General features: G+C 44.1%; 20 protein-coding genes. 14 read left to right on the forward strand and 6 right to left on the reverse strand.

Annotated features, from left to right (window positions below; translation table 11 throughout):
* Nucleotides 1-102 precede the first annotated feature (102 nt).
* Both fdhD and ACY8DX_RS06105 read left to right on the forward strand, forming a co-directional pair.
* Nucleotides 103-900: a formate dehydrogenase accessory sulfurtransferase FdhD gene (fdhD, locus tag ACY8DX_RS06100; RefSeq protein WP_049671669.1), complete on the forward strand. Its 798-nt coding sequence runs from the start codon at nucleotides 103-105 to the stop codon at nucleotides 898-900.
* Nucleotides 901-1,003: 103 nt separating this feature from the next.
* Nucleotides 1,004-2,194: an MFS transporter gene (locus ACY8DX_RS06105; protein ID WP_462406391.1), complete on the forward strand. Its 1,191-nt coding sequence runs from the start codon at nucleotides 1,004-1,006 to the stop codon at nucleotides 2,192-2,194.
* 220 nt (nucleotides 2,195-2,414) lie between these two features.
* Here the strand turns inward: ACY8DX_RS06105 and ACY8DX_RS06110 are convergent, their stop codons facing one another.
* Together ACY8DX_RS06110 and ACY8DX_RS06115 are read right to left on the reverse strand one after the other, a co-directional pair.
* A complete protein-coding gene (locus tag ACY8DX_RS06110) occupies nucleotides 2,415-3,638 on the reverse strand; it encodes a dicarboxylate/amino acid:cation symporter (RefSeq protein WP_049672987.1) in 1,224 nt (407 codons plus the stop codon).
* A gap of 209 nt (nucleotides 3,639-3,847) precedes the next feature.
* On the reverse strand, nucleotides 3,848-4,894 hold the full coding sequence (locus ACY8DX_RS06115; protein ID WP_462406392.1) for a DctP family TRAP transporter solute-binding subunit: 1,047 nt from the start codon (nucleotides 4,892-4,894) through the stop codon (nucleotides 3,848-3,850).
* Nucleotides 4,895-5,429: 535 nt separating this feature from the next.
* Between ACY8DX_RS06115 and ACY8DX_RS06120 the strand changes: the two genes are divergently transcribed.
* Together ACY8DX_RS06120 and ACY8DX_RS06125 are read left to right on the forward strand one after the other, a co-directional pair.
* On the forward strand, nucleotides 5,430-7,016 hold the full coding sequence (locus ACY8DX_RS06120) for an ATP-binding protein (protein WP_462406393.1): 1,587 nt from the start codon (nucleotides 5,430-5,432) through the stop codon (nucleotides 7,014-7,016).
* 14 nt (nucleotides 7,017-7,030) lie between these two features.
* Nucleotides 7,031-7,726, forward strand: a complete 696-nt coding sequence (locus tag ACY8DX_RS06125) for a response regulator (protein WP_462406394.1) — start codon at nucleotides 7,031-7,033, stop codon at nucleotides 7,724-7,726.
* A gap of 63 nt (nucleotides 7,727-7,789) precedes the next feature.
* On the opposite strand, the gene ACY8DX_RS06130 is transcribed toward ACY8DX_RS06125, so the two are convergent.
* The 3 genes from ACY8DX_RS06130 to ACY8DX_RS06140 form a co-directional block, all read right to left on the reverse strand.
* The gene (locus ACY8DX_RS06130; RefSeq protein WP_049671665.1) at nucleotides 7,790-8,752 is read right to left on the reverse strand and encodes a DMT family transporter; all 963 of its coding nucleotides are present in this window, start codon (nucleotides 8,750-8,752) and stop codon (nucleotides 7,790-7,792) included.
* An 82-nt stretch (nucleotides 8,753-8,834) separates the two neighbouring features.
* Nucleotides 8,835-9,476, reverse strand: a complete 642-nt coding sequence (locus ACY8DX_RS06135) for a response regulator (protein WP_439803140.1) — start codon at nucleotides 9,474-9,476, stop codon at nucleotides 8,835-8,837.
* An 18-nt stretch (nucleotides 9,477-9,494) separates the two neighbouring features.
* Nucleotides 9,495-10,613 (reverse strand): GAF domain-containing sensor histidine kinase, encoded by a 1,119-nt coding sequence (locus ACY8DX_RS06140; RefSeq protein WP_462406395.1) that lies wholly within the window; start codon nucleotides 10,611-10,613, stop codon nucleotides 9,495-9,497.
* 158 nt (nucleotides 10,614-10,771) lie between these two features.
* Between ACY8DX_RS06140 and ACY8DX_RS06145 the strand changes: the two genes are divergently transcribed.
* The 6 genes from ACY8DX_RS06145 (at nucleotide 10,772) to ACY8DX_RS06170 (ending at nucleotide 15,511) form a co-directional block, all read left to right on the forward strand.
* Nucleotides 10,772-11,491, forward strand: coding sequence for an SDR family oxidoreductase (locus ACY8DX_RS06145; protein WP_462406396.1), 720 nt, complete (start codon nucleotides 10,772-10,774; stop codon nucleotides 11,489-11,491).
* A complete protein-coding gene (locus ACY8DX_RS06150) occupies nucleotides 11,488-12,492 on the forward strand; it encodes an S-adenosylmethionine:tRNA ribosyltransferase-isomerase (RefSeq protein WP_462406397.1) in 1,005 nt (334 codons plus the stop codon). The genes ACY8DX_RS06145 and ACY8DX_RS06150 overlap by 4 nt, the downstream gene beginning before the upstream one ends.
* 10 nt (nucleotides 12,493-12,502) lie before the next feature.
* A complete protein-coding gene (locus ACY8DX_RS06155; protein WP_462406398.1) occupies nucleotides 12,503-12,820 on the forward strand; it encodes a VOC family protein in 318 nt (105 codons plus the stop codon).
* A 56-nt stretch (nucleotides 12,821-12,876) separates the two neighbouring features.
* Nucleotides 12,877-13,740, forward strand: a complete 864-nt coding sequence (locus ACY8DX_RS06160; protein WP_462406399.1) for a GNAT family N-acetyltransferase — start codon at nucleotides 12,877-12,879, stop codon at nucleotides 13,738-13,740.
* Between the two features lie 62 nt (nucleotides 13,741-13,802).
* Complete coding sequence (locus tag ACY8DX_RS06165; RefSeq protein ID WP_439803145.1) at nucleotides 13,803-14,366, forward strand: FAD-dependent oxidoreductase; 564 nt, start codon at nucleotides 13,803-13,805, stop codon at nucleotides 14,364-14,366.
* Between the two features lie 281 nt (nucleotides 14,367-14,647).
* Entirely contained in the window at nucleotides 14,648-15,511 is an 864-nt protein-coding gene (locus ACY8DX_RS06170) for a DUF6591 domain-containing protein (protein WP_462406400.1), read from the forward strand.
* Nucleotides 15,512-15,684: 173 nt separating this feature from the next.
* Here ACY8DX_RS06170 and ACY8DX_RS06175 read toward each other — a convergent pair whose 3' ends face one another.
* Nucleotides 15,685-16,350: an NAD-dependent protein deacylase gene (locus ACY8DX_RS06175; protein ID WP_462406898.1), complete on the reverse strand. Its 666-nt coding sequence runs from the start codon at nucleotides 16,348-16,350 to the stop codon at nucleotides 15,685-15,687.
* A 283-nt stretch (nucleotides 16,351-16,633) separates the two neighbouring features.
* Here ACY8DX_RS06175 and ACY8DX_RS06180 point away from each other — a divergent pair, with 283 nt between their 5' ends.
* The 4 genes from ACY8DX_RS06180 to ACY8DX_RS06195 all read left to right on the forward strand — a co-directional run bounded on the left by ACY8DX_RS06180 (nucleotide 16,634) and on the right by ACY8DX_RS06195 (nucleotide 21,361).
* Complete coding sequence (locus tag ACY8DX_RS06180; RefSeq protein ID WP_462406401.1) at nucleotides 16,634-17,170, forward strand: RNA 2'-phosphotransferase; 537 nt, start codon at nucleotides 16,634-16,636, stop codon at nucleotides 17,168-17,170.
* Between the two features lie 206 nt (nucleotides 17,171-17,376).
* Entirely contained in the window at nucleotides 17,377-18,738 is a 1,362-nt protein-coding gene (locus ACY8DX_RS06185; protein WP_462406402.1) for an aspartate kinase, read from the forward strand.
* A gap of 19 nt (nucleotides 18,739-18,757) precedes the next feature.
* Nucleotides 18,758-19,543 (forward strand): HAD family hydrolase, encoded by a 786-nt coding sequence (locus ACY8DX_RS06190; protein WP_462406403.1) that lies wholly within the window; start codon nucleotides 18,758-18,760, stop codon nucleotides 19,541-19,543.
* Nucleotides 19,544-19,714: 171 nt separating this feature from the next.
* Nucleotides 19,715-21,361 (forward strand): DUF6044 family protein, encoded by a 1,647-nt coding sequence (locus ACY8DX_RS06195; RefSeq protein WP_462406899.1) that lies wholly within the window; start codon nucleotides 19,715-19,717, stop codon nucleotides 21,359-21,361.
* The last annotated feature ends 14 nt before the right edge of the window (nucleotides 21,362-21,375 follow it).

A 21,375-nucleotide genomic window follows, 5' to 3' on the forward strand; every position in this document is an offset into this window, starting at 1 on the left:
TACCCCGTTTATGAGGGATAAAACACCAATTGTGGAATATGTGTCTATATATGTTTTTTTACCCATGGAAAGGGTATAGAACGGAAATGGCAGGTGAGTGATATGGCTAAGAACGTAACAAGCAGACAAAAAATCACGAAATATATAGATGGAAAATTAATAGAGAAAAGTGATGAAATGGCGGTAGAGTTTCCCTTTACGATTTACGTGAACGGGGAGGAGTTTGCGACCATGGTCTGTACACCATACCATTTGGATGAGCTTCTCCTTGGATTTTTGGCCTCTGAGGGTGTCATTCGGTCAAGGGATGATATGGAGGACTATCATATAGATGAGGGAAAAGGCTTTGGATATGTAACACTGCGCCATCATAATCCAGTCAGTCAGCTAGAGGCTGGGAAGCGATTCATTGGTTCATGCTGCGGTAAGAGCAGGCAGTTTTACTATCAGGTCGATGTGAAAACAGCGAAAACCTCCTATACAAACATTTGTATTACTCCTGAACAATGCATTAAAATGATGGAAGGGCTTCAAGAGGGCAGTGACTTATTCAAGCAAACAGGCGGGGTACATAATGCGGCACTCTACCATGATTCCGTCCTAATTGCGGCAAGGTCTGATATCGGCCGTCATAATGCTCTTGATAAACTATTAGGCTATTGTTTAATTCATCATATTCCAGTACGCGATGGAGTTATAGCCTTTAGCGGCCGGATTTCTTCAGAGGTTCTTCTGAAGGCGGCAAAGATTGGTGTAGGAGTCATTCTGTCAAAGTCGGCCCCGACCAATCTTGCGATTGAACTGGCAGATGATTTGAATATCACAGCTATCGGCTTTATCAGGGGAGAGAGCTTCAATATTTATTCCCATCCTGAGCGCGTAAGAGAGGGTATTAAGTAGGAAATTCCAGATAGATAACAGGATTGCCAATAAAAAATATAGAATTATATAAAGATATTCCGATATCATAGAAAGGGCAAAAGAATACGAGAGAAGGAATAACATGAGTGAACAGGTTCAACATGGTGTGAGTCAGCATGCTGTCAAAGAAAGAATATGGACACGCGATTTCATCTTGATATGCATCGCGAATTTCTTGATTTTCTTAGGGTTCCAAATGACATTGCCAACCATTTCCCTCTATGTAAAGGAACTAGGGGGAAGTGATCAATTAATTGGCTTCGTTGTCGGAATTTTTACTTTTTCTGCTCTTTTGATTCGGCCATTTGCCGGCAAGGCCCTAGAAACAAGAGGGAGGGGTCTTGTTTATATCGGGGGCTTAATTGTCGTTATTTTGACAGTTGGTACTTTTGGATTCTTGGCGAGTATCGCTATGCTTTTCCTTATGAGAATTATGCAAGGATTCGGCTGGGGCTGCTTAACGACTGCCTCTGGTACGGTCGCATCTGATGTAGTGCCTTCGACAAGAAGGGGAGAAGGCCTCGGGTATTTCGGCTTGTCAGGGAATTTGGCGATGGCGATGGGTCCTTCGATAGGACTTGCCCTCGTTGCAGTGCTTCCTTTTAATCAATTCTTTCTGATTTGTGCGGCTCTTCCAGCTTGCGCATTATTGGCAGCTTCTCAAATTCGCTTTAAGAAGGGAGTCGTCAAGAAGGCTCCAGCTGGCGGGAAACTGCTGGATTTATACGAGATGAGTTCATTAAAGCCGTCGATTCTAGCCTTTTTCATCACCTTCACCTTTGGAGGAATTGCGACTTTCTTGCCGCTTTATACGGCACAGAAGGGTGTTGAGGGAATTCAGTGGTACTTCTTGGTCTATGCGGTATCCGTGATGCTTACCAGGACTTTTGCTGGTCAGCTGTATGACCGGAAAGGACATAAAGCTGTATTCCTGCCGGGAACATTGCTAGTTGTCATAGCCATGTTCCTGCTTTCCTGGATGCCGGGAACAACCGGGCTCTTGATTGCAGCCTTCTTATACGGATTCGGATTCGGAAGCGTTCAGCCAGCCTTGCAGGCTTGGGCGATTGACCAAGCTCCAGCTGATCGCAAGGGGATGGCTAATGCAACCTTCTACTCCTTTTTCGATCTTGGAATAGGGATAGGAGCTATCTCCTTTGGGCAGATTGCCCATTCATTCGGATACGGAAGTATTTATATGACGGCTGGTTTTTCTGTCATCATGGCCATGATTTTATATGTAGTAATGACGAAGGAGAAAGCTGTTAAATAGATCGGCTGTTAAAAAGAATAAGCAAGGGATGAGGGAAGAGCATTGCCGGTGGCAATGCTCTTTTGGTGTCTGCGACTTACTTGAGAACATAGATTTCATTCTCTCTTTCTTTTGGCAAGAACGGTTTTCCTGCAGTATAAATAGTAATAGATTAAGTAAGTCTCTCTAGTATGGTAGGGAAAAGAATAAGCCGGCTGTTGAAAACAGCCGGCTTTCATATTCAATGACTCTTTAAATTTAATTCGCCTACTGTTGTCCCTTTCATCTGTTCATCCGCTATCTGATTAGGATTGAATTCTTTCTCAGACTTTGATATAACAACCGTAGCTACACCGTTTCCAATCAGGTTTGTGATGGAACGAGCTTCAGACATGAAGCGGTCTACACCAATGAGGAGGGCAATCCCTTCCACTGGAATCATCGGGAAAGCAGCTAATGTGGCTGCAAGGGTGATGAAGCCAGAACCAGTCACACCTGCTGCCCCTTTTGAGGTAAGCATCAGAATGCCAAGCAGTGTAAGCTCCTGCCAGATGGTCAGGTCAATTCCATATGCTTGTGCGATAAAGATGGCGGCCATTGATAGATAAATAGATGTACCGTCAAGATTGAACGAGTATCCGGTCGGAATGACTAAACCGACAACCTGCTTGGAACAGCCATAGTTTTCAAGCTTTCTCATCATAGCAGGAAGCGCTGATTCTGAGGAGGAAGTTCCTAGGACGAGCAGGATTTCTTCCTTAATGTAAGCCATGAACTTAAAGATGCTGAAACCATAATATTTGGCGATAGAGCCGAGTATGACCACGATGAATAGGAACATCGTGAGATAGACTGAACCCATCAATTTTCCAAGTGAGACGAGCGATCCGAGACCGAAGTTTCCAATTGTGTAAGCCATCGCGGCAAAAGCGGCGATAGGTGAAATTCTCATGACCATATTGACAATTTTAAAGAAAATATCAGCTACAACTTCAAAGAACGAAATGACTGGCTTCGCTCGCTCTCCGATAGAAGCGGCAGCAAGACCAAAGAGAATGGCAGAGAATAAGACTGGCAGTAATTCTCCAGAGGCAAGAGCACCAACTACATTCTCTGGGATTAGGTTCATGATGAATGCGCCAAAGCCTTGTTCTGTTTCCGATGCTTGGGTGGTGTATTGAGATACGTCACCTGTTTTCAAATTATCCGTGTTTAATCCGCTGCCAGGTTGAACGAGATTAACCACGATAATTCCAATCGCGAGTGCGACAGTTGAGACGATTTCAAAGTATAGCAAGGCTTTTCCGCCAATTTTGCCTATTTTCTTCAGATTGCCCATGCTTCCAATACCAATGACAACTGTTAGGAAGATAATGGGGGCAATCAGCATCTTAATCAATCGGATAAAGATGTCGGCTAGAATTTTTAGACTGGCGCCGAACTCGGGGAAGAGGGCTCCCACCATAATACCAAGGATAATACCTGTGACAACTTGGACGGTTAAATTCTTAAAGATTCTCAAAAGCCAACCCTTCTTTCCTGTTTTATAAAATTGTTAGCGCTTTCAGATATATGGTTAATCTTATAGGATAGAAAGGATAGAATGGGTTTATGGTTTTAAAAATCTTTTTGTTCTTTTTGGTCACGAAGAAGAGACCTTCTATCGAGAAGGTCTCACCGATTCAATTCCTCTTCAATTTCCTTTAAAAGCTTTTTATCATAATGATTCCTATAGTACTGGTAAAGAGGCTTGAAAGCTTCTTCCCATAGGCGTCTTTCTTCTTCGCTCAGCGTCCGGATTTGGAAATCAGGCCAATCTTCCATTTGAATGAGAGCATCCTGGTTCATGACTTCTGATTGCTTCATATTCCAGGCAGTCGCCTCGTCCATCGCTTCAGTTATGGCCTGCTGTACATGATTGGGAAGACTATCCCAGAATTCTCCATTGATCATCACGGCATAGCCAAGGATGCCATGGTTGGTTAAAGTCATATGCTCCTGAACTTGATAAAATCCCTTCGAATTAATATTAGAGATGGTGTTTTCCTGTCCGTCAAATTGCTCATCTTCCAATAGTGTATATACTTGGTCAAACGAGGCTTCCTTTGTTTCTGCACCAACAAGGTTTAACTGCCTTTGGAGCATCTTGCTCGGCATGGTCCGGAGGATAAGGCCTTGCAGGTCCTGCGGTTTTGAGACAGGGGTTTTGGCTGTCGTCATTTGTTTAAAACCATTATTCCAAAAGGCAAGCCCCTTAACATGGTAGTTGTCCAGCATTTGTAACAGCTGGTCCTTCGCTGGCCCAGTGAATATGGTTCGGATATCCTCTTGGTCCTCGAATAAATAAGGCAAGTCCAGAACCTGCCATTCCGGTATCCAATCTGTCACCTTCGAAAAAGAAGGTGCAATCATTTGTATATCCCCGTTTTGAAGGGCATTCAGTTCCTCGCCGTCAGAATAGAGCATGCTATTTGGATACACCTCGACTTGGACGGCTCCGTTTGTCTTCTCCTCTACCAGCTCAGCAAATTTAGCTGCAGTCAGTCCTTTTGGCGTGTTCTCAGCTACAACATGACTGAAGTTTATCACGATTTGATCATTTAAGCCTTCTTGTTCATGGTCAGCTGGCAAGCTTGCTTCCTCGCCAAAGCCATGCTTCACCCCAAGATAGATCGTTAATGCCGTAATGATTAGAATGGCTGTTATGATAAAGTTTCTCATTATGGTTCTCCGCCGCCTTTAAGCATTCTTGCTATTTATCCCGCATAAATGGACAGTAAGCCTCCCTCTAAAAGAGCTTAAGTAAATCGAGAAGCATAGGCGGGAGGAAACTGTCCATAAAAGCCCGATTGGTTCAACTAACCATCAGGGGGGATAAGGCTTCCCCTGATGGAAGTTTCACTTTATCCCGCATAAATGGACAGTAAGCCTCCCTCTAAAAGAGAGCTTAAGTAAATCGAGAAGCATAGGCGGGAGGAAACTGTCCATAAAAGCCCGATTGGTTCAACTAACCATCAGGGGGGATAAGGCTTCCCCTGATGGAAGTTTCACTTTATCCCGCATAAACGGACAGTAACCCTCTCCCCCTAAAAGAGCTTAAGTAAATCGAGAAGTATAGGCGGGAGGAAACTGTCCATAAAAGCCCGATTGGTTCAACTGACCATCAGGGGGGATAAGACTTCCCCCCTGAAGGAGGTTTCACTTTATTCTACCATGCTTCTTGGTGGTACAATGGAAAAAAGAGGGGGAGTGGGCTTTGGACAAAAGACCATTATCAATTCATTGGAAGGTTTTGTTCACGACTTTTTTCATCATCTTTTGCTCATTTACTGTTGCAGGTATCTTCGTGCTCGAAAGTGTTATGGAGATGAAGGAAGAGGAAATCAGCGAGCGAAGCCTCTTGCTATCTAGAACGGTTGCTGAGCTCCCTGAGGTGAAAGATCGGCTTGAGCAAAAGGATCCAATGAAGGCGGCAGAAGCGGTTAACCCGGTCGTTGAGCGAATCAGGGTCATTAATGATGCAGATTATGTCGTTGTACTGAACACTAACCGGATCAGACTCTCTCATCCGGTTAAATCAATGATTGGCACCAAATCACAAACGGCAGATGAGGATGCCGCTTTTACGGAACATACATATATTTCAAAGACGAAGGGTGAGAAGGGGACGGTCATCCGCGGTTTTTTCCCGATTATGGATGAAAATCACCGCCAGATTGGTGTAGTCATATCTGGATACCTATTACCGACGGTTTGGGAGATTATTTGGGGAATCCGATTAGAGATTTTTCTTACGGCAGGCTTTTCTCTATTACTTGGTGCTTTTGGAGCATGGTCCCTTGCTAAGAGTGTGAAAAGCCGGATGTTCGGGCTTGAGCCTCATGAAATAGCCCGTCTCTATGTGGAACGGAACGAAACCTTCAATGCCATGCATGAAGGAATCATTGCCATTGATAATCAGTTGGATATCACCATATTTAATGAAAAGGCCTATCAAATTCTCGGGGTGGATAAATGTGATGTGATAGGAAGGAATATTTACGATGTTCTCCCTGATACACGTTTGCCGGAAATTATTGATTTTAATCATCCTGTCTATAACAAAGAACTGTTAGTCAACCAGCATTCAATCTTAAGCAACCGGATTCCGATACAGGTGAATGGGAAGACGGTTGGGGCTGTTGCCGTCTTTCAGGACCGGACAGAGGTGAAGAAGCTGGCTGAAGAGCTGACAGGCGTGAAGGCGTTTGTGCGTGCACTTCGTGTACAAAATCATGAGCATAAGAACAAGATGCATACCATTGCCGGTCTTTTGCAGCTTGGTAAGCATGAGAAGGCGATGAACTATATCATACATGCTAATGAAGAATCTGATGAGCTTATGGATTTTCTTCATGGACATATTCAAGATGATAATCTTTCAGGTTTGCTGCTTAGCAAGATAAGAGAAGGCAAGGAACTGGGGATTGAAGTTGAAATCGATAAGAACAGCCGCTGGACGTATTTTCCTGATGGAATGGACCATCATGATTTTGTCATCATCATTGGCAATTTGATTGAAAATGCTTTTGATGCTGTGCAGAAGACAAGACATACAGACAAAAAGGTGTTTATCAGCCTGGATCAGACGGAGGATTATACATCTATATTGGTTGAGGACAATGGGATTGGTATGGATGAAGAAACAGCTGCACAAATTTTTAAGGAGGGCTTTACGTTAAAGAAGGATGAAGGTCATGGGATTGGCTTATATTTAGTGCAAGAGATCGTAGCGAAGGGCGGAGGAAGTATTGAGGCAGACAGTATTCCTGACGAGGGAACCAGCTTTGTCATTACATTTTAAGGGGGAAAGCACTCATGGATGCAATTACGGTTTTGCTGATTGAGGATGATCCGATGGTGCGAGAGGTCAACCGCGGTTTTATTGAAAGAGTGGAGAATTGCCGGGTCGTCGGCTATGCCTCCAATGGGCGGGAAGGACTGGAGCAGATTGAGAGATTGAAGCCAGAGCTGGTTTTTATGGATATATTCATGCCGGAACAGGACGGGATCTCCACCATACGTGCCATCAGAGAGAGAGAGCTTCCCGTTGAAGTGATTGCTGTCACTGCAGCAAATGATCGAAAAACCATCAGGCAGATTCTTCAATATGGGGCCTTTGATTATATTATGAAGCCTTTCACCTTTGAAAGGATGAAGCAGGCAATCTCTCATTTTAAGGAATACAGGGAGCGCTTTAAGAAGGGGGAACAATTAACACAGGATGAATTGGATAACCTTTTGCATGGTATTTCTTCGATAGAGGGGCTGGAGCATGGTGAACCGCTCCCTAAAGGGCTTAACCGTGCTACCTTGGAAAAGATTAATCATTATATTGAAACAAGAAAAGAACCAACCTCTGCTGAAGAGGTAGCTGAAGGGGTCGGATTGGCAAGAGTGACAGCACGCCGCTATCTCGATTATTTGGAAAAGCAAAACAAAGTCAAGCTAATCCTGCAATACGGCGGGATTGGAAGACCGGTTAACCGGTATGAAGCGGTTAGGGGTAACTAGAGCCTATGTAGACAAAAAGCCTGATGACTGAACCTTATGGAGGCTCTGTCAACAGGCTTTATTTCATTTCTGGATAGGCGGCTCATCCTCTATCGGAATTTCAGCTATATTCGCCTCTGTGTTCCGAGTAAAGAAAGCAAGGATGGGACGAGGAAGCGGAACTTCTGCAAGGACCATTCCAGCTAGGATAAATGCCGAGCCTGTAATGGCAGCAGGACCAAGCAGGGCACCGTTCCAGGCAAAGTCACCGATGACGGCAAAGATAGGCTCTGTGGCAAAAATGAGTGCGACATGTGCAGGCGTTGTGTATTTAATGTAATGTGTTTGGGCGATAAAGGCAAAAACGGTTGCGAGCAAGCTCGTAATCAATAGGGACATAATGACTATCGAGCTGCTGAAGACGGCGGCCTCTATGGCTGGTTCAAACAGTATGGATGAAATTCCGCTCAGCACACCAACCGTTAAGCACTGGATAAGGACAAGATTGGCTGTGTCAGCCTTGGTTGTATATTTGGCTGTATAGACGAGCTGCAGTCCGAAGCAGATAGCACAGATAAAGGTTAGCACATCTCCCAAGTTAATCGCGGAGAGGTCGGAAAAAGCCATGATATATAAGCCTGCAACGGCAAGCATTGTACCGAAAAGTGATTGCAGCTTAGCTCTATGTCCCAAAATGATAAAGGTCAGAAAGGGAACTAAGGCGACAGATAATCCTGTAATAAAGCCTGACTTGCCTGAGGTGGTATAGAGCAGGCCGTACGTTTGCAGGGCGTAGCCTGCAAATAGGAGTATGCCAAGGATAAGGCCGTACTTCAATTGCCCTGTTAATTTCTTCAGCTGTAGGGGCTTTGCCGGGTTGAATTGTAAATAGAGCCATAATAGTAGAGCCGCAAAACCAAACCTTAAGCCGTTAAAGGCGAAGGGAGGCAAAGTGACGATTGCATCTTGGATGATGACGAATGTTAATCCCCACACCATTGCGACGCTTAGTAAAATTGAATTGGCAACCCAGCGATTTCCTGCCATGTGTATTCCTCCGTGTTCTCGTATGATTTTTCCATTTTAGTGATTTTCTCACTATTTTGAACTTTCATCAAGTAAAAGTGATTTAGTTAGCAGGCAGATGGCGGATGGCATACAGGGCTGCCTGTGTCCGGTCCTGCAGGCATAGCTTCGATAAAATATTGGACACATGTGTTTTGACGGTTTTCTCACTGATAAAGAGAGCAGCCGCAATTTCTTTATTGCTTTTCCCATTCGTGATTTCCCCCAGAACTTCTTTTTCCCTGGCCGTCAGAGTTTCGAGCAATTGATGTTCCGGACTTTTTCTTGTGTTAAGGGCGGATAATAAGCCTTCAGTTACCTTTGGGTGAATTTGCTTCTCGCCATCCATCAGCTTCATAATGGCTCGTATAACCTCATCCGGGTCATTTTCCTTTAATAAATAGCCGGCTGCACCAGCCTCAAGGGCAGGAATGGCATGATTAGAATCAGAGAAGCTCGTCAGGATAAGAATCTTCATGTCAGGCTGCATACGGAGGATCTCCTTGGTTGCGGCAATGCCATCCATAATGGGCATGACTAAATCCATAAGAATAATATTAGGCTGCAGCTCTATGGCTTTCGTGACAGCTTCCTGACCGTTTGCTGCTTCACCAATGACCTCGAATCCACTATGGCTCGCCAGCAGCAAGCTCAGCCCTTTTCTAACAACCGAATGATCATCAGCAATAAGAATTTTGATTGGCATAGATTTTTCCCTCCTATTTTAAATGGGCAGTTCTATTACAAGAGTGGTGCCGTTTCCCCGTTCGCTGTTCATCGCTATTTTTCCATGAAGGCTTTTTACTCTTTCCTCCATGCTTTTCAGGCCGAGGCTGGGTAACCAGGCATTCTCCGTATAATTAAAGCCAATGCCTTCATCTGAAATCGTCATTTCTACTGAATCAGGTTTGAAGTGAAATGCTACATGGACTGTGCGTTCTCCTGAATGTTTTAAGGTATTGTGGAAGGCCTCCTGGGCAATCCGCCATAGGGTCTCCTCCTGGAGGGAGGAAAGCATCGAAACACCCTCAACGGATACATGGACGGCTAAACCAAGCATTTCTCCATATTTCTTCACCGAGCAAGCCAATCCTTCTACCAATCCTGCTGGCCGCAGCTGCCAGATGAGTGCTTTCATTTCTGCTTGGGCATGCTGGGATAATTTCTGGATATCTGCCATGATTTCCTTGATTGGCTCCTCCTTCGCTAACCGATTCCCTGCACTTGCCGTTACATTAATGGAGTAGAGCATTTGATTAACGGAATCATGCAAATCCCGCGCTAGGCGGTTGCGTTCTTCGGCGATTTTGATTTCCTGCTCCTTCATGGTCAGGTGAATCCGTTTTAAGGCGGTCCCGATTTGATAGGCAATAGATTCTAAGAGGGCAAGCTCGTGCTTTTCAAACGTCTCTTTATTCTTCACAGCGACATTTAATAATCCGAATTGCTCCTCGCCAGCCTTTAAAGGGACCGTCGCATGATAGACAAGTCCATATGTATCGCCCCAGTTCCCATTGCGGGCATTTTCCAGACGCTTACATTCTATTATATTAGATGCCTTTGTTAACGTCCCATTTCGAAACCGGTTGACACACCAGCAATCCCCCTCAGTAAGCGCATGATGCTGCGGGTTCGTAAGAGCAGGAGGCAGCGACTCGGCAGCAGCCAGCTCATAGCTTCCTTCGTGATTAATCAGAAAGATCCAGCCTGCTTCAAGCGAGGTCAGCTGGAGCAGCTTTCGCAAACAATCTCCGAGCATTTTTTTTAGCTCAGTGCCTTCATTCAATGTTTCGGCAATCCCCTTTAATAGCTCCAGTTCGGATAGAAAGATATCCCGTTTCATTTTCCCGTCTCCTTAAAGAATCGTTTGTTATTATTATACAGTTTTGCAAGGGAGTACAACTAAAGTTGTAGAAGGTTTCCTTCTAATCACTGATACTCGATTGCCGGAAGATTCCGTACCATAGATGTAAGAACAGTTATGGAAAGGAAGCGAGTATCATGAAAACAATTGTCATTACAGGCGGCTCGAAAGGACTTGGGAAGGCTTTAGCTCATGCGTTCTTAAAAAAGGGGAACCATGTTGCGGTTTGTGCAAGGGGAGAGGAGGAGCTGGAGCGATTGCGTCAGGAGACACAAACGTTTTCGGGTGAGCTCCTTGCGGTGGCAGCGGATGTGTCCATCGAAAAGGATGTGGAGCGATTTATTTCTATGACGGAGCAAAGATTCAGCCGGATTGATGTGCTCATCAATAACGCAGCCATTCTCGGTCCAAGTCCGATGCCTTTATTGCTTGATTATCCGAACAGGGATTTCCTTCACGTCCTAAAGGTGAACATCCTAAATCCTTTTCTCGTCACGAAGCGCGTACTGCCCGGCATGCTCGTTCAAGGGAGCGGGTCAATCATTAATATCACCTCAGAGGCTGGCGGGACTGGTTACGCAGGCTGGGGAGCCTATGGAATATCAAAATTCGGAATAGAAGGGTTAACAGAAACCTGGGCGGATGAATTAGCAGAAACGGCCATCCGTGTGAATATGGTTGACCCAGGGAGCATGGACACAGAGATGCATCATCTAGCCGTGCCGGAACGAGATTATGAGCTGCCAAAGCCGGAGGAAATATTGGATGTCTTTCTTTATCTTGCCTCTGATGATTCGCTTTTGGTTACAGGCAGACGCTTTGAAGCGCAGCAATTCGATGGCGGGGCGAAGGAATGATGAGGGCTGTGGAGCAACCATTCCTTCTGCCTGCTGACTTGAATGCTAGTTCCCCTCCAGAGGAGCGCGGGTTGAGAAGAGATCATGTGAAGCTGATGGTTCTTCAAAAGGAAACAGGAGCGGTAGCCCATGATGTCTTTTGTCATTTAGGCGATTATTTGCAAAAGGGCGATTTGCTCTTATTAAATAATAGCCGTACCCTGCCTGCTGTGTTAAAGACTATTTGCGGCAAGGAGGTGCGGCTGGCAAGGAAATGGGAGAATGGCGATTGGGATGTGCTCGTTATCGATGAGGGTACTAAGGAAGGTGACAACCTCCGCTTTCCTGGTAAATTAATGGCCAAGGTAATCAACAAGGTGGAGGGTATGCCGCTCTGGACTGTCTCGTTTAATCAGGCGGATGAGCTGTTTTATGATTGGCTTTATCGCTTTGGTGAGCCTATCCGCTATGAATATATTGATACACCCTGGGAGCTTGAGAGGTATCAAACCGTATATGCATCTGTACCTGGTTCGACAGAAATGCCTTCAGCAGGAAGAGCCTTTACTTGGGAGCTGCTTTTTGATCTCCAGAAGAAAGGGGTTCAGCTAGGTTTCTTGCAGCTTCACACAGGCTTAAGTGATTTTCTCGATGACCATTACCCCGTTAGACCAGAAGGGAATCCGGAGTATTATCATATTCCGGCAGAGACGCTCAATTGGATTCAAGGAACAAAAAAAGAGGGAGGAAGAATCATTGCTGTGGGAACAACGGTAGTCCGAGCAGTCGAATCAGCCATTCTAACTGGCAAAGCCTCTGGATTCACAAATCTATTTATTGGTGAGGATTATCAGCGGCGGACAATTGATGGCCTATTAACTGGTTTTCATGAAGCTGATGCAAGCCATCTTGATTTGCTCTCTTCCTTTATCGAATCTCATAAATTGATCCATGCTTATGAGATGGCCATTCAGAATAGGTATTTATGGCATGAGTTTGGAGATATGAATTTAATCATATAGGAGGGATGGGATGGAGTTTCATCATCTCGGGCTTGAGGTGAATTCCTTAGAGGAATCACTAGAATTCTATATACATCTATGCCGATTTCAACTAGAAGAGGAACTGACGTTAGCCGGGGAGCGGATCATCTTTCTAACGAAGGGGGAGCTGCGGCTGGAACTTACCGAGAATAAAGAGACTTCTAGCTGGCATATTTGCTTTGAGGTCAAAGAGTTCCCGGCTTTTTTGCCGGGTGCTGCTGATTATCAAAAATATGAAAATGGCTGGGAATCAGCTTTTTTTCATAGTCAAGATGATCATTTGATTGAGCTCCTAAAAAGGAATTGAATGTTTAGGACTCGAATATAGTTTGGGGTGGACGGATAAGAAAGGAGAGGAGCTTAATGGTTACGATCAAACGATTAAAGGACTGTACACTCCAAGATATACTTTCGGCATGGAATAGAGGGTTTGAAGGTTATTTTGTCCAAATGGAATTTTCCTATGAACAATTCATCAAGCGTATGGCTCAGGAGGAATTATCAGCTGAGCACTCCATCCTGTTATATGATGGGAGAATGCCTGTTGGGATTGTTCTTAACGGGATTCGTGAAGTACATGGAGAGAAGCAAGCCTGGAATGGTGGAACCGGAATCGCTCCTGAATACAGAGGCAGGGGCCTTGGACGTTTAGCTATCGCTGAATGCCTGCGTATTTATGAGCAGGAGGGGGTTAAAAAGGCAACGCTGGAGGCCATCCAAGATAATCACTCGGCTATTCATCTCTATGAAAAAATGAGATATAAACTCGTTGGCCGACTCATGAATTATGTCTGCAAGAATCCTATCCTATTAAAGGACACTTCTTCTTCCTATCGTGCAGAATTCCGCGCGCCAGCAGAAATAGCCAGACTCTCATTCTATGATGAACATATCCCGTGGCAGACACAGCGCAGAAGTATTCCAAATGGAGAAGGGCTTGTTATGATAGACGAGAATGGAAAAGAATGCGCTTATGCTATCTTTCAGAGGATATGGCAGGAGGATGGCGGTTTGCCTTCAGTTTATCTATATCAGTTAAGAATAGATGCAGAGGCAAAACCTGAAGCGGCTAAGGTTCTTCTTGAATCCGTTATGCAATTGAAAGCATCCAGCTTGTATGTCGTTAACCTGCCATTAGGAAATGATGTGATGGTTGAAGCGTTAAAGGAAATAGGCTTTGAAGAGACGATTGGTCAAGTATGGATGGAGCGGATTGTAGTTGATTGAATATTCTCCTTTTTTGGTATACTTAATGTGGTAGGAATAAAAGAAAAAGGAGGCATATAAACATGCACGATATCATTGTGATTGGCGGAGGCCCAGCAGGTGCGAGCGCTGCTATTCTGGCAGCGAAAGCAGGGAAGAAAACGGTTGTACTTGATAATGACAAAGGGGTAACAAAACGTGCCTGGTTCGAGAATTTCTATGGAATAGAGGAAATTAGCGGACCGGATTTAATTGCTATCGGCAAGAAGCAGGCTGTGAAATTTGGAGCAGGCTTCTTTGATGAAACGGTTATGAAGATTGAGTCTGGAGAAGACGGCGTGACCGTATTCACTGAAGGCAATTCATTCACAGCGAAAGAGGTCATCATCGCGACTGGGATGCTCGCAACGATCGCAGAGGCTTCCGGTATTAAGACAAAGCCTGGCACAGAGCCGCGCGTGAAGACCATTATTGATGTGGATGCTGAAGGGAAAACGAATATGCCGCATGTATGGGCTGCCGGAACAGTTGCAGGAGAGAGCATGCATGGCATCATTACAGCGGGGCATGGGGCAAAGGTTGCCATCAATGTCATTAGTGAATTGAATGGTGAACGTTATGTAGACCATGATGTGTTAAAAGGATAAGAGGTAGTAGAAAACAGGATTGCACCCGCAATCCTGTTTTCTTATAATCTTTGAAGCTCCTGATCAATCTTTTTAAGGAATTCGCCGGCCTTCTGCCTGTGGATGGCTAATTCTGCATAGAGGTCAAAGTCGGTATTTTATTACTTTTCTGTATTGTTTAATTGTTTATTAATTGTTAAAATAACGAATATTATATTAAAATAATTTTTTTGAAGGGGGATGTGATTGGCCTAGTAGAAAAATGAGTGCATAAAATCAAGATGTAAAAGAGAGGGTTTAGAATGAGGGACAGGTTAATGAGAAAAATGAATTATAACAAGTTTTATGCTGTATGTATTTTGCTAATAATGTCATTTATCATGACAGGGTGCGGAAGTAATAATAATAGTCAATTGGCAGCAAGCTTTTCTGCTAAGAATGCAATTAAAATTGAGGATATAGATTGGGGAGTTACAGAAAGTGTTTTAGATGGAGAAAGATTTATTTCCTTCAATTATACGAACAACAGTCAATATACAATACTGGATGTTGAAATGGAGTTTACACAAAAGGAAGGTACTACTGTAGAGCAGCTCGCAGTTTTTGATAAACTTAAGGAAGAACAAGAATGGACCGACGAGGAAGTTGAAGAAATTTATATTAAAGGCTATAACCGTAAATGTGCTGATCCGGGAGAAACAGTTACAGATTCTCCATGTTTAATAAATGGGACTTACACACTAGTTGAAAATATGGAGCAATATGAAATTATGGAGCCTAGTATGGTTACAATTGCATTTATTGGTCCTGATGAAAAGGGATATGCAATCTATTATGATTTCAAAACCCAGTCATATGGAGAATCGTCATCGGGTGCACAGGATTTACACCAATGGTCAGACAGTGAAATAAGTAGCCTCTTACCTAAGGCTGAGTATAAGGCGGTAATGGTAAGCACTGATGATGATGACCGATTCTTCTTCTATGCTTATGGAGTTTCCAGAGAAGAATTCGAGGCTTATGTTGAGTCAGTAAAATCAAAAGGCTTTACTGATGTCGGCTTTGATGGGAATAATTCTTATAGGGCAACAAATGAGGATGGAATTGAAGCTAATATTACATATAGTGCAGTAGAGGAAACAATGACAGGTTGTGTTGAAGAATAACTTATTTAGTTTAAAGGTTAACAATGTTTTACATGGTTGTTGCTTAGGAATTTCACTACAGAATTGATAAGCACCTGAGCTCATTTTATAAAAACTTCTAATGTGGTAAACAAAAGGAGTCTCCTGAGTCGGAGGCTCCTTTAATAGTTCAATAACGATCTAATCCTGTTTTCTTATAATCGTTGAAGCTCCTGATCAATCTTTTTAAGGAATTCGCCGGCCTTCTGCCTGTGGATGGCTAAGTCTGCATAGAGGTCAAAGCCAGTCGGCTCCATATTGACAATGACCAGCTTTGCGCCATGCTGCTTGGCAATGAGCGGGAATTGATTGGCCGGGGTGACAGTAAGAGATGAACCGATGACGATAAACAAATCTGCTCGTTCACTTTCCTCCTCTGCCATCAAGAACGGCGCCTCAGGCAGCATTTCGCCAAATAAGATGACAGATGGGCGCAGTTTTCCGCCGCATGCCTTACAAGCATAATTCTTCTCTAAATACATGTCACTACCATACTCTGCCCCGCATGACTGGCAGTGGACTTTTTGCAAGGTGCCATGCAGCTCTGCAACGCGCTTGCTTCCAGCCTCCTGATGGAACCCATCGACATTTTGGGTAATGATGCTTTTGACGAGCCCTTCATTCTCCCACTTTGCGAGAATGCGATGACCTTCATGAGGTCCATGTTCTTTCACTCCTACGACCCGTTCCCGGTAGAACTCAAAGAATTCCTTCACATTCTGATTGAGTGCGTCTGTGCTCGCAATTCGGCTCGGGTCTTTCTTTTTCCATAATCCCTTATCATTAGACCGGAAGTCAGGCAAGCCAGATTCAGTGCTCATGCCTGCTCCTGTAAATACAACCGTATAGTTAGATTCCTTCAGTAAAGCTGCTAAGTTGGACAAGATATCTGCCTCCAGTGTTATATTCCCTGTCATAATTGTTTCATAATTATATCATGAGCTAATCGGCAAACCTAAATGATTGGTTTCGTGAAAATCACATCCCTTATATGAGAGAATAAAAGAAACTAGCTTAAAGTTAAGGCGCTCGAAATATCAAGAGAATCGAGTTTGAATCCGTAGCCTTTCTTCTTTTTTCATTTTGTAAAGGAGGAACAACAGTATGAGTTTGATGAAAGCGAGCAGGTTCATGAGTATGATTCTTCGGCATAAACCAGACGCGATTGGCATTTCCCTAGATGAACATGGATGGGCAGATGTTGAAGAATTGATTAAGGGTGTTTCTAAGAAATATCCCTTTGATAGGAATATACTAGAGGAAATTGTGCGAACAGATGATAAGCAGAGATACTCGTTTAACGAGGATAAAACTCTTATACGAGCAAACCAAGGACATTCCATTCCTGTAGATGTAGAATTGGAGATCGTGGACCCGCCGGAGTTTTTATGGCATGGTACGGGAGAAAAGTACACGGAGTCCATTGAACGTATTGGACTCATTCCAAAGAGTCGTTTGTATGTTCATCTGTCAGTTGATGCAGAAACGGCAATCAACGTAGGAAAACGCCATGGGAAACCGGTCGTCTATCGTGTACGCAGTGGTGAAATGAGCGAACAGGGGTATGTATTTTATCGTTCGAAAAATGGTATTTGGCTAACGAAAGCAGTGCCGATTGAGTTTTTGGAGAAGCTGCGTTAAAAGTAGTTCGGGTAATAGTAGATCATTAATGTTCATTCCTTCCCCTTATGACGGTATATGTTATTCGTTCAGCCATTTCGCTGCCTCGATTGCGTATGCCTCTTGCGCTTTTGGAAGTTTTTTCGGGTTTTGCTTGAAACTTTAGCGAGGAGAAGTGATAATAGAATATAAAATTATCAGAAAATTACGCTTAGGGGATATGCAGAATGAAAGTAGTGAAATTTGGCGGTACATCTCTTGCTTCTGGAGACCAGTTGGAGAAGGTATATGATATTGTCGTATCCGATGATACGAGAAAACTAATCGTTGTTTCTGCTCCGGGAAAGAGATTTTCGAAGGATATTAAAGTAACAGATTTATTGATTGCCACCGCTCAAGCCTGGCTTGAGGGAAGTGAGGATGAGGATTTATTCCAAGCCGTCATTAATCGCTACCGATCAATCACGGATGATTTAGGGATGAGTGAAGAGGTGATTGAGCGAATTACGGCTGATTTGTTGGAGCTATTGAAGGGGGACCGCAGCAATCCAGAGCAGTTCATGGATGCCATTAAGGCGAGCGGGGAAGACAATAATGCGAAACTAGTCGCTGCTTATTTCCAGCATAAAGGGGTTGAGGCTTCCTATGTTAATCCGCGTGAGGCAGGCTTGATCGTGAGCAGTGAACCGGGAAATGCACAGGTGCTCCCTGAATCGTATGAAAGACTATCCCGCTTAAGGGAGAGGAACGGAATATTAATCTTCCCGGGCTTCTTCGGATATACAATCGATGACCGTGTCATGACATTCCCTCGCAGCGGATCCGATATTACAGGCTCCATCCTGGCAAATGCCGTAAAAGCGGATTTGTATGAGAATTATACTGATGTGGATGCGGTATTTACCGTCAATCCAACCATTGTTGATAACCCGAAGGAGATTCAGGTCTTAACTTACCGGGAAATGCGCGAGCTTTCTTATGCGGGCTTCAGTGTCCTTCATGACGAGGCTCTTATTCCTGCCTTCCGTGCCGGAATACCGGTTAATATAAAGAATACAAATAATCCCGCCTCTTTAGGCACAATGATTGTCAGCCAGAAGGAGAGTTCAAATGGACCGGTTGTTGGAATCGCTAGTGATAATGATTTCTGTAGCATCTATGTAAGCAAATACTTGATGAACCGGGAAATTGGCTTTGGCCGCAAGCTCTTGCACATATTAGAGGAGCTGCACCTATCCTATGAACATGTTCCATCCGGAATCGATGATTTGACTGTTATTCTGCGCCAAAATCAATTGGATCATGAGAGGGAGCAAATTATCGTCAATCGCATCAAGAATGAATTGGATGCGGATGAGGTAAAGGTTGAGCATAATTTGTCCTTAATCATGATTGTCGGTGAAGGTATGCGCTCCAATGTTGGTACAATGGCACGGGCATCTAGGGCTTTGGCTGATAAAGGCATTAATATTGAGATGATCAACCAAGGTTCCTCCGAGGTCAGCATGATGTTTGGCGTGAAGGAAGCTCAGGAGAAGCTTGCCGTCCAAGCACTTTATGAGGCGTTTTTTACGGAATTGCCGGTGTGAGGAAGAGAGGTGAGGACAGTTGGTAAAGGCGATTATATTTGATTTAGATGATACACTTCTATGGGATCAGCGGAGCGTAAAGGAAGCTTTTGCGGCAACATGCGAGGCAGCTAGGGAGAAATATGACCTAGACCCTGAGAGGCTTGAGGAGGTAGTCCGAATGGAGGCAGCCAAGCTCTATCAATCCTATGAGACATATGCATTTACGCAAATGATTGGTATCAATCCATTCGAGGGATTATGGGGAAATTTCCTTGATGAGTCTGATGATTTCAGGCAATTAGCTAAGGTTGTACCCGGTTACCGAAAAGAGGCATGGGTGAAGGGGCTGAAGGCGCTTGGAATTGATGACCCCGAATTTGGTGCTGATTTAGCCGAGCGCTTCCCAAAGGAGCGCAGGCAGCATCCGTTTATATATGAGGATACTTTTAAGCTTCTTGATTCTCTGCAGGGCCGCTATCAATTGCTGCTGCTGACAAATGGCTCACCCGATTTGCAGATGACCAAGCTTGAAATCACTCCGGAGATTGCTCCCTATTTTGATCATGTCGTAATCTCTGGAGCCTTTGGGAAAGGAAAGCCGGACCCGTCTATATTTGAGCATGCGCTCAGTCTGCTGGGCGTTACAGCTGATGAGGCCTTAATGGTAGGCGATAATTTGATGACCGATATTCTAGGGGCAAATCGAGCTGGTATTCCGTCTGTATGGGTGAACCGTCATGAAAGAATTGCGGAAGAAGTAAAGCCTGTATATGAAATTAAAAAACTTTTACAGTTAAATGAGTTGTTGCAAAGACTTCAGTGAAGGCAGGAGATGAGCTCCCGGATATAAATCCGGGGGCTTTTTTTAGCATTTTTCATCCAGGGTAGGGCAAACTGGATGATATTGACTTTTGGAGATGTATGGTGTAAAAAAATGTAAGGTGAGAAGGCGGTGAAGACCGTGGTTGAACGGTGGTCTCAAGAAAAGAGATATATGTTCATAGCAATCGTGCTATTAGGGATGTACCTAGCACCCATGTTTATTATGGGAGAGAATTCACATATCCGCCTGCATGATAATCTTGATTCAAATATAGCCTGGTATAAGGTACTGAAGGATAACCAGCAATTATTTGGGCCGATTGATGATACGATTGCCCAAATCATTAATGGACTGCCCCGTAATGCATTCGGGACGGAGTTCAGCGGAATTGAGTGGCTTCATTATTTCCTGCCCTCGATGACGGCTTATGCAATCAGTCAGGCGATTGTGAGAGTGTTTGCCTTTGCGGGAATGTACCTTCTCCTGAAGAAGCATTTCATGCAAGGGGAGGTGTTTGGGGCTATTCGTGTGTTTACGGCCCTCGCTTTCAGCTTGACCCCGTTTTGGCCGTCCGGCATGCTGTCGACACTTGGTCATCCGCTGGCCCTCTATGCCTTCTTGAATATTCGCAGCCGGGACAGCTCTTATAAGGATTGGCTGATCCTAGGCCTTCTTCCGTTTTATTCGAGCTTCGTGCTTGGTTTTTTCTTCTTTCTTTTTGCGATGGGGATTCTTTGGCTTTATGACGGAATCTTTCGAAAGGATTGGAATGGGCGGTTTTTGGGCGGAATCCTTTTTATGACGAGCATGTATTTATTGATAGAATACCGCCTCGTCTATTCACTTGTCTTTCCTGGAGAGCCGAATAGCCGGGAGGAATATTTTAGTGCCTATTTGAGCTTTAGGGAGTCAGTAAGGCTTATTTTCAAAAATTATGTAGTCGGCCATACACATGTACTCACTCTGCATCAATACGTCATTCTTCCGCTGTCCTTTTTAGCCCTTGGAATCATTCTTTGGAAGAAGCTATGGAAAAGGGAAAGACGATTTGTGTTCCTGTTTGTGCTCAATTTTGTCCTGTCCGCTTGGTATGCTTTTTGGTTTTATGAAGGCTGGGATTTGCTTAAAGAGCGGATATCCTTATTGAATGATTTCAATTTCGCTCGGTTTCATTTCCTGAGACCGCTAGTGCTTTATTTACTTTTTGCCCTCTCCTTGCGGGTGTTATGGACAAACGGAATGAAATGGAGGCAATTGGCCAAAATAGCGATGATAGCCCAATTGTTCATCCTGTTTCTTGGTAATCCTGAGGTGTATTATGGAAAAAGGAATACCCCTTCGTTTAAGGAGTTTTATGCACAGGAGCAGTTTGAGGAGATTAAGGCGTTCATCGGAAAACCTCAAGATTCTTATCGGGTAGCGAGTATCGGGCTCCATCCCGCTATCTCGCAGTATAATGGATTCTATACCCTTGATACATATAACAATTATTATCCGCTTTCTTATAAACATCAATTTCGAAAGATTATCGAAGCGGAGCTTGATAAGAATAAAAGGCTTGAAAATTATTTCGATAATTGGGGCGGCCGATGCTACATCTTTGTGGATGAACTTGGGAAGAAATATGACTATGGCAAGAATTCGAAAAAGCAGATTCGAAAGCTTGAACTTCATACAGAGGTATTCAAGGAAATGGGTGGAGAATATTTCTTCTCAAGCGTGCCTATCTTGAATGCCTCTGATAATCAGCTTAAGCTGCTGAAGGTATTTGACCATAAGGATTCTGCCTGGAGGATTTATTTATACCAAGCCGTCTAAAGGAGCGAGCGTGA

The sequence above is a fragment of the Gracilibacillus sp. Marseille-QA3620 genome (assembly GCF_054950035.1).

Coding starts and splice junctions, on each gene's coding strand:
- ACY8DX_RS06195 (WP_462406899.1), top strand. CDS start 19,715: ATGTTCATAGCAATCGTGCTATTAGGGATGTACCTAGCACCCATGTTT.
- ACY8DX_RS06105 (WP_462406391.1), top strand. CDS start 1,004: ATGAGTGAACAGGTTCAACATGGTGTGAGTCAGCATGCTGTCAAAGAA.
- ACY8DX_RS06160 (WP_462406399.1), top strand. CDS start 12,877: ATGGTTACGATCAAACGATTAAAGGACTGTACACTCCAAGATATACTT.
- ACY8DX_RS06110 (WP_049672987.1), bottom strand. CDS start 3,638: ATGGTGGGAGCCCTCTTCCCCGAGTTCGGCGCCAGTCTAAAAATTCTA.
- ACY8DX_RS06150 (WP_462406397.1), top strand. CDS start 11,488: ATGATGAGGGCTGTGGAGCAACCATTCCTTCTGCCTGCTGACTTGAAT.
- ACY8DX_RS06135 (WP_439803140.1), bottom strand. CDS start 9,476: ATGCCAATCAAAATTCTTATTGCTGATGATCATTCGGTTGTTAGAAAA.
- ACY8DX_RS06140 (WP_462406395.1), bottom strand. CDS start 10,613: ATGAAACGGGATATCTTTCTATCCGAACTGGAGCTATTAAAGGGGATT.
- ACY8DX_RS06185 (WP_462406402.1), top strand. CDS start 17,377: ATGAAAGTAGTGAAATTTGGCGGTACATCTCTTGCTTCTGGAGACCAG.
- ACY8DX_RS06175 (WP_462406898.1), bottom strand. CDS start 16,350: ATGAGCACTGAATCTGGCTTGCCTGACTTCCGGTCTAATGATAAGGGA.
- ACY8DX_RS06125 (WP_462406394.1), top strand. CDS start 7,031: ATGGATGCAATTACGGTTTTGCTGATTGAGGATGATCCGATGGTGCGA.
- ACY8DX_RS06155 (WP_462406398.1), top strand. CDS start 12,503: ATGGAGTTTCATCATCTCGGGCTTGAGGTGAATTCCTTAGAGGAATCA.
- ACY8DX_RS06165 (WP_439803145.1), top strand. CDS start 13,803: ATGCACGATATCATTGTGATTGGCGGAGGCCCAGCAGGTGCGAGCGCT.
- ACY8DX_RS06170 (WP_462406400.1), top strand. CDS start 14,648: ATGAGGGACAGGTTAATGAGAAAAATGAATTATAACAAGTTTTATGCT.
- fdhD (WP_049671669.1), top strand. CDS start 103: ATGGCTAAGAACGTAACAAGCAGACAAAAAATCACGAAATATATAGAT.
- ACY8DX_RS06130 (WP_049671665.1), bottom strand. CDS start 8,752: ATGGCAGGAAATCGCTGGGTTGCCAATTCAATTTTACTAAGCGTCGCA.
- ACY8DX_RS06115 (WP_462406392.1), bottom strand. CDS start 4,894: ATGAGAAACTTTATCATAACAGCCATTCTAATCATTACGGCATTAACG.
- ACY8DX_RS06145 (WP_462406396.1), top strand. CDS start 10,772: ATGAAAACAATTGTCATTACAGGCGGCTCGAAAGGACTTGGGAAGGCT.
- ACY8DX_RS06180 (WP_462406401.1), top strand. CDS start 16,634: ATGAGTTTGATGAAAGCGAGCAGGTTCATGAGTATGATTCTTCGGCAT.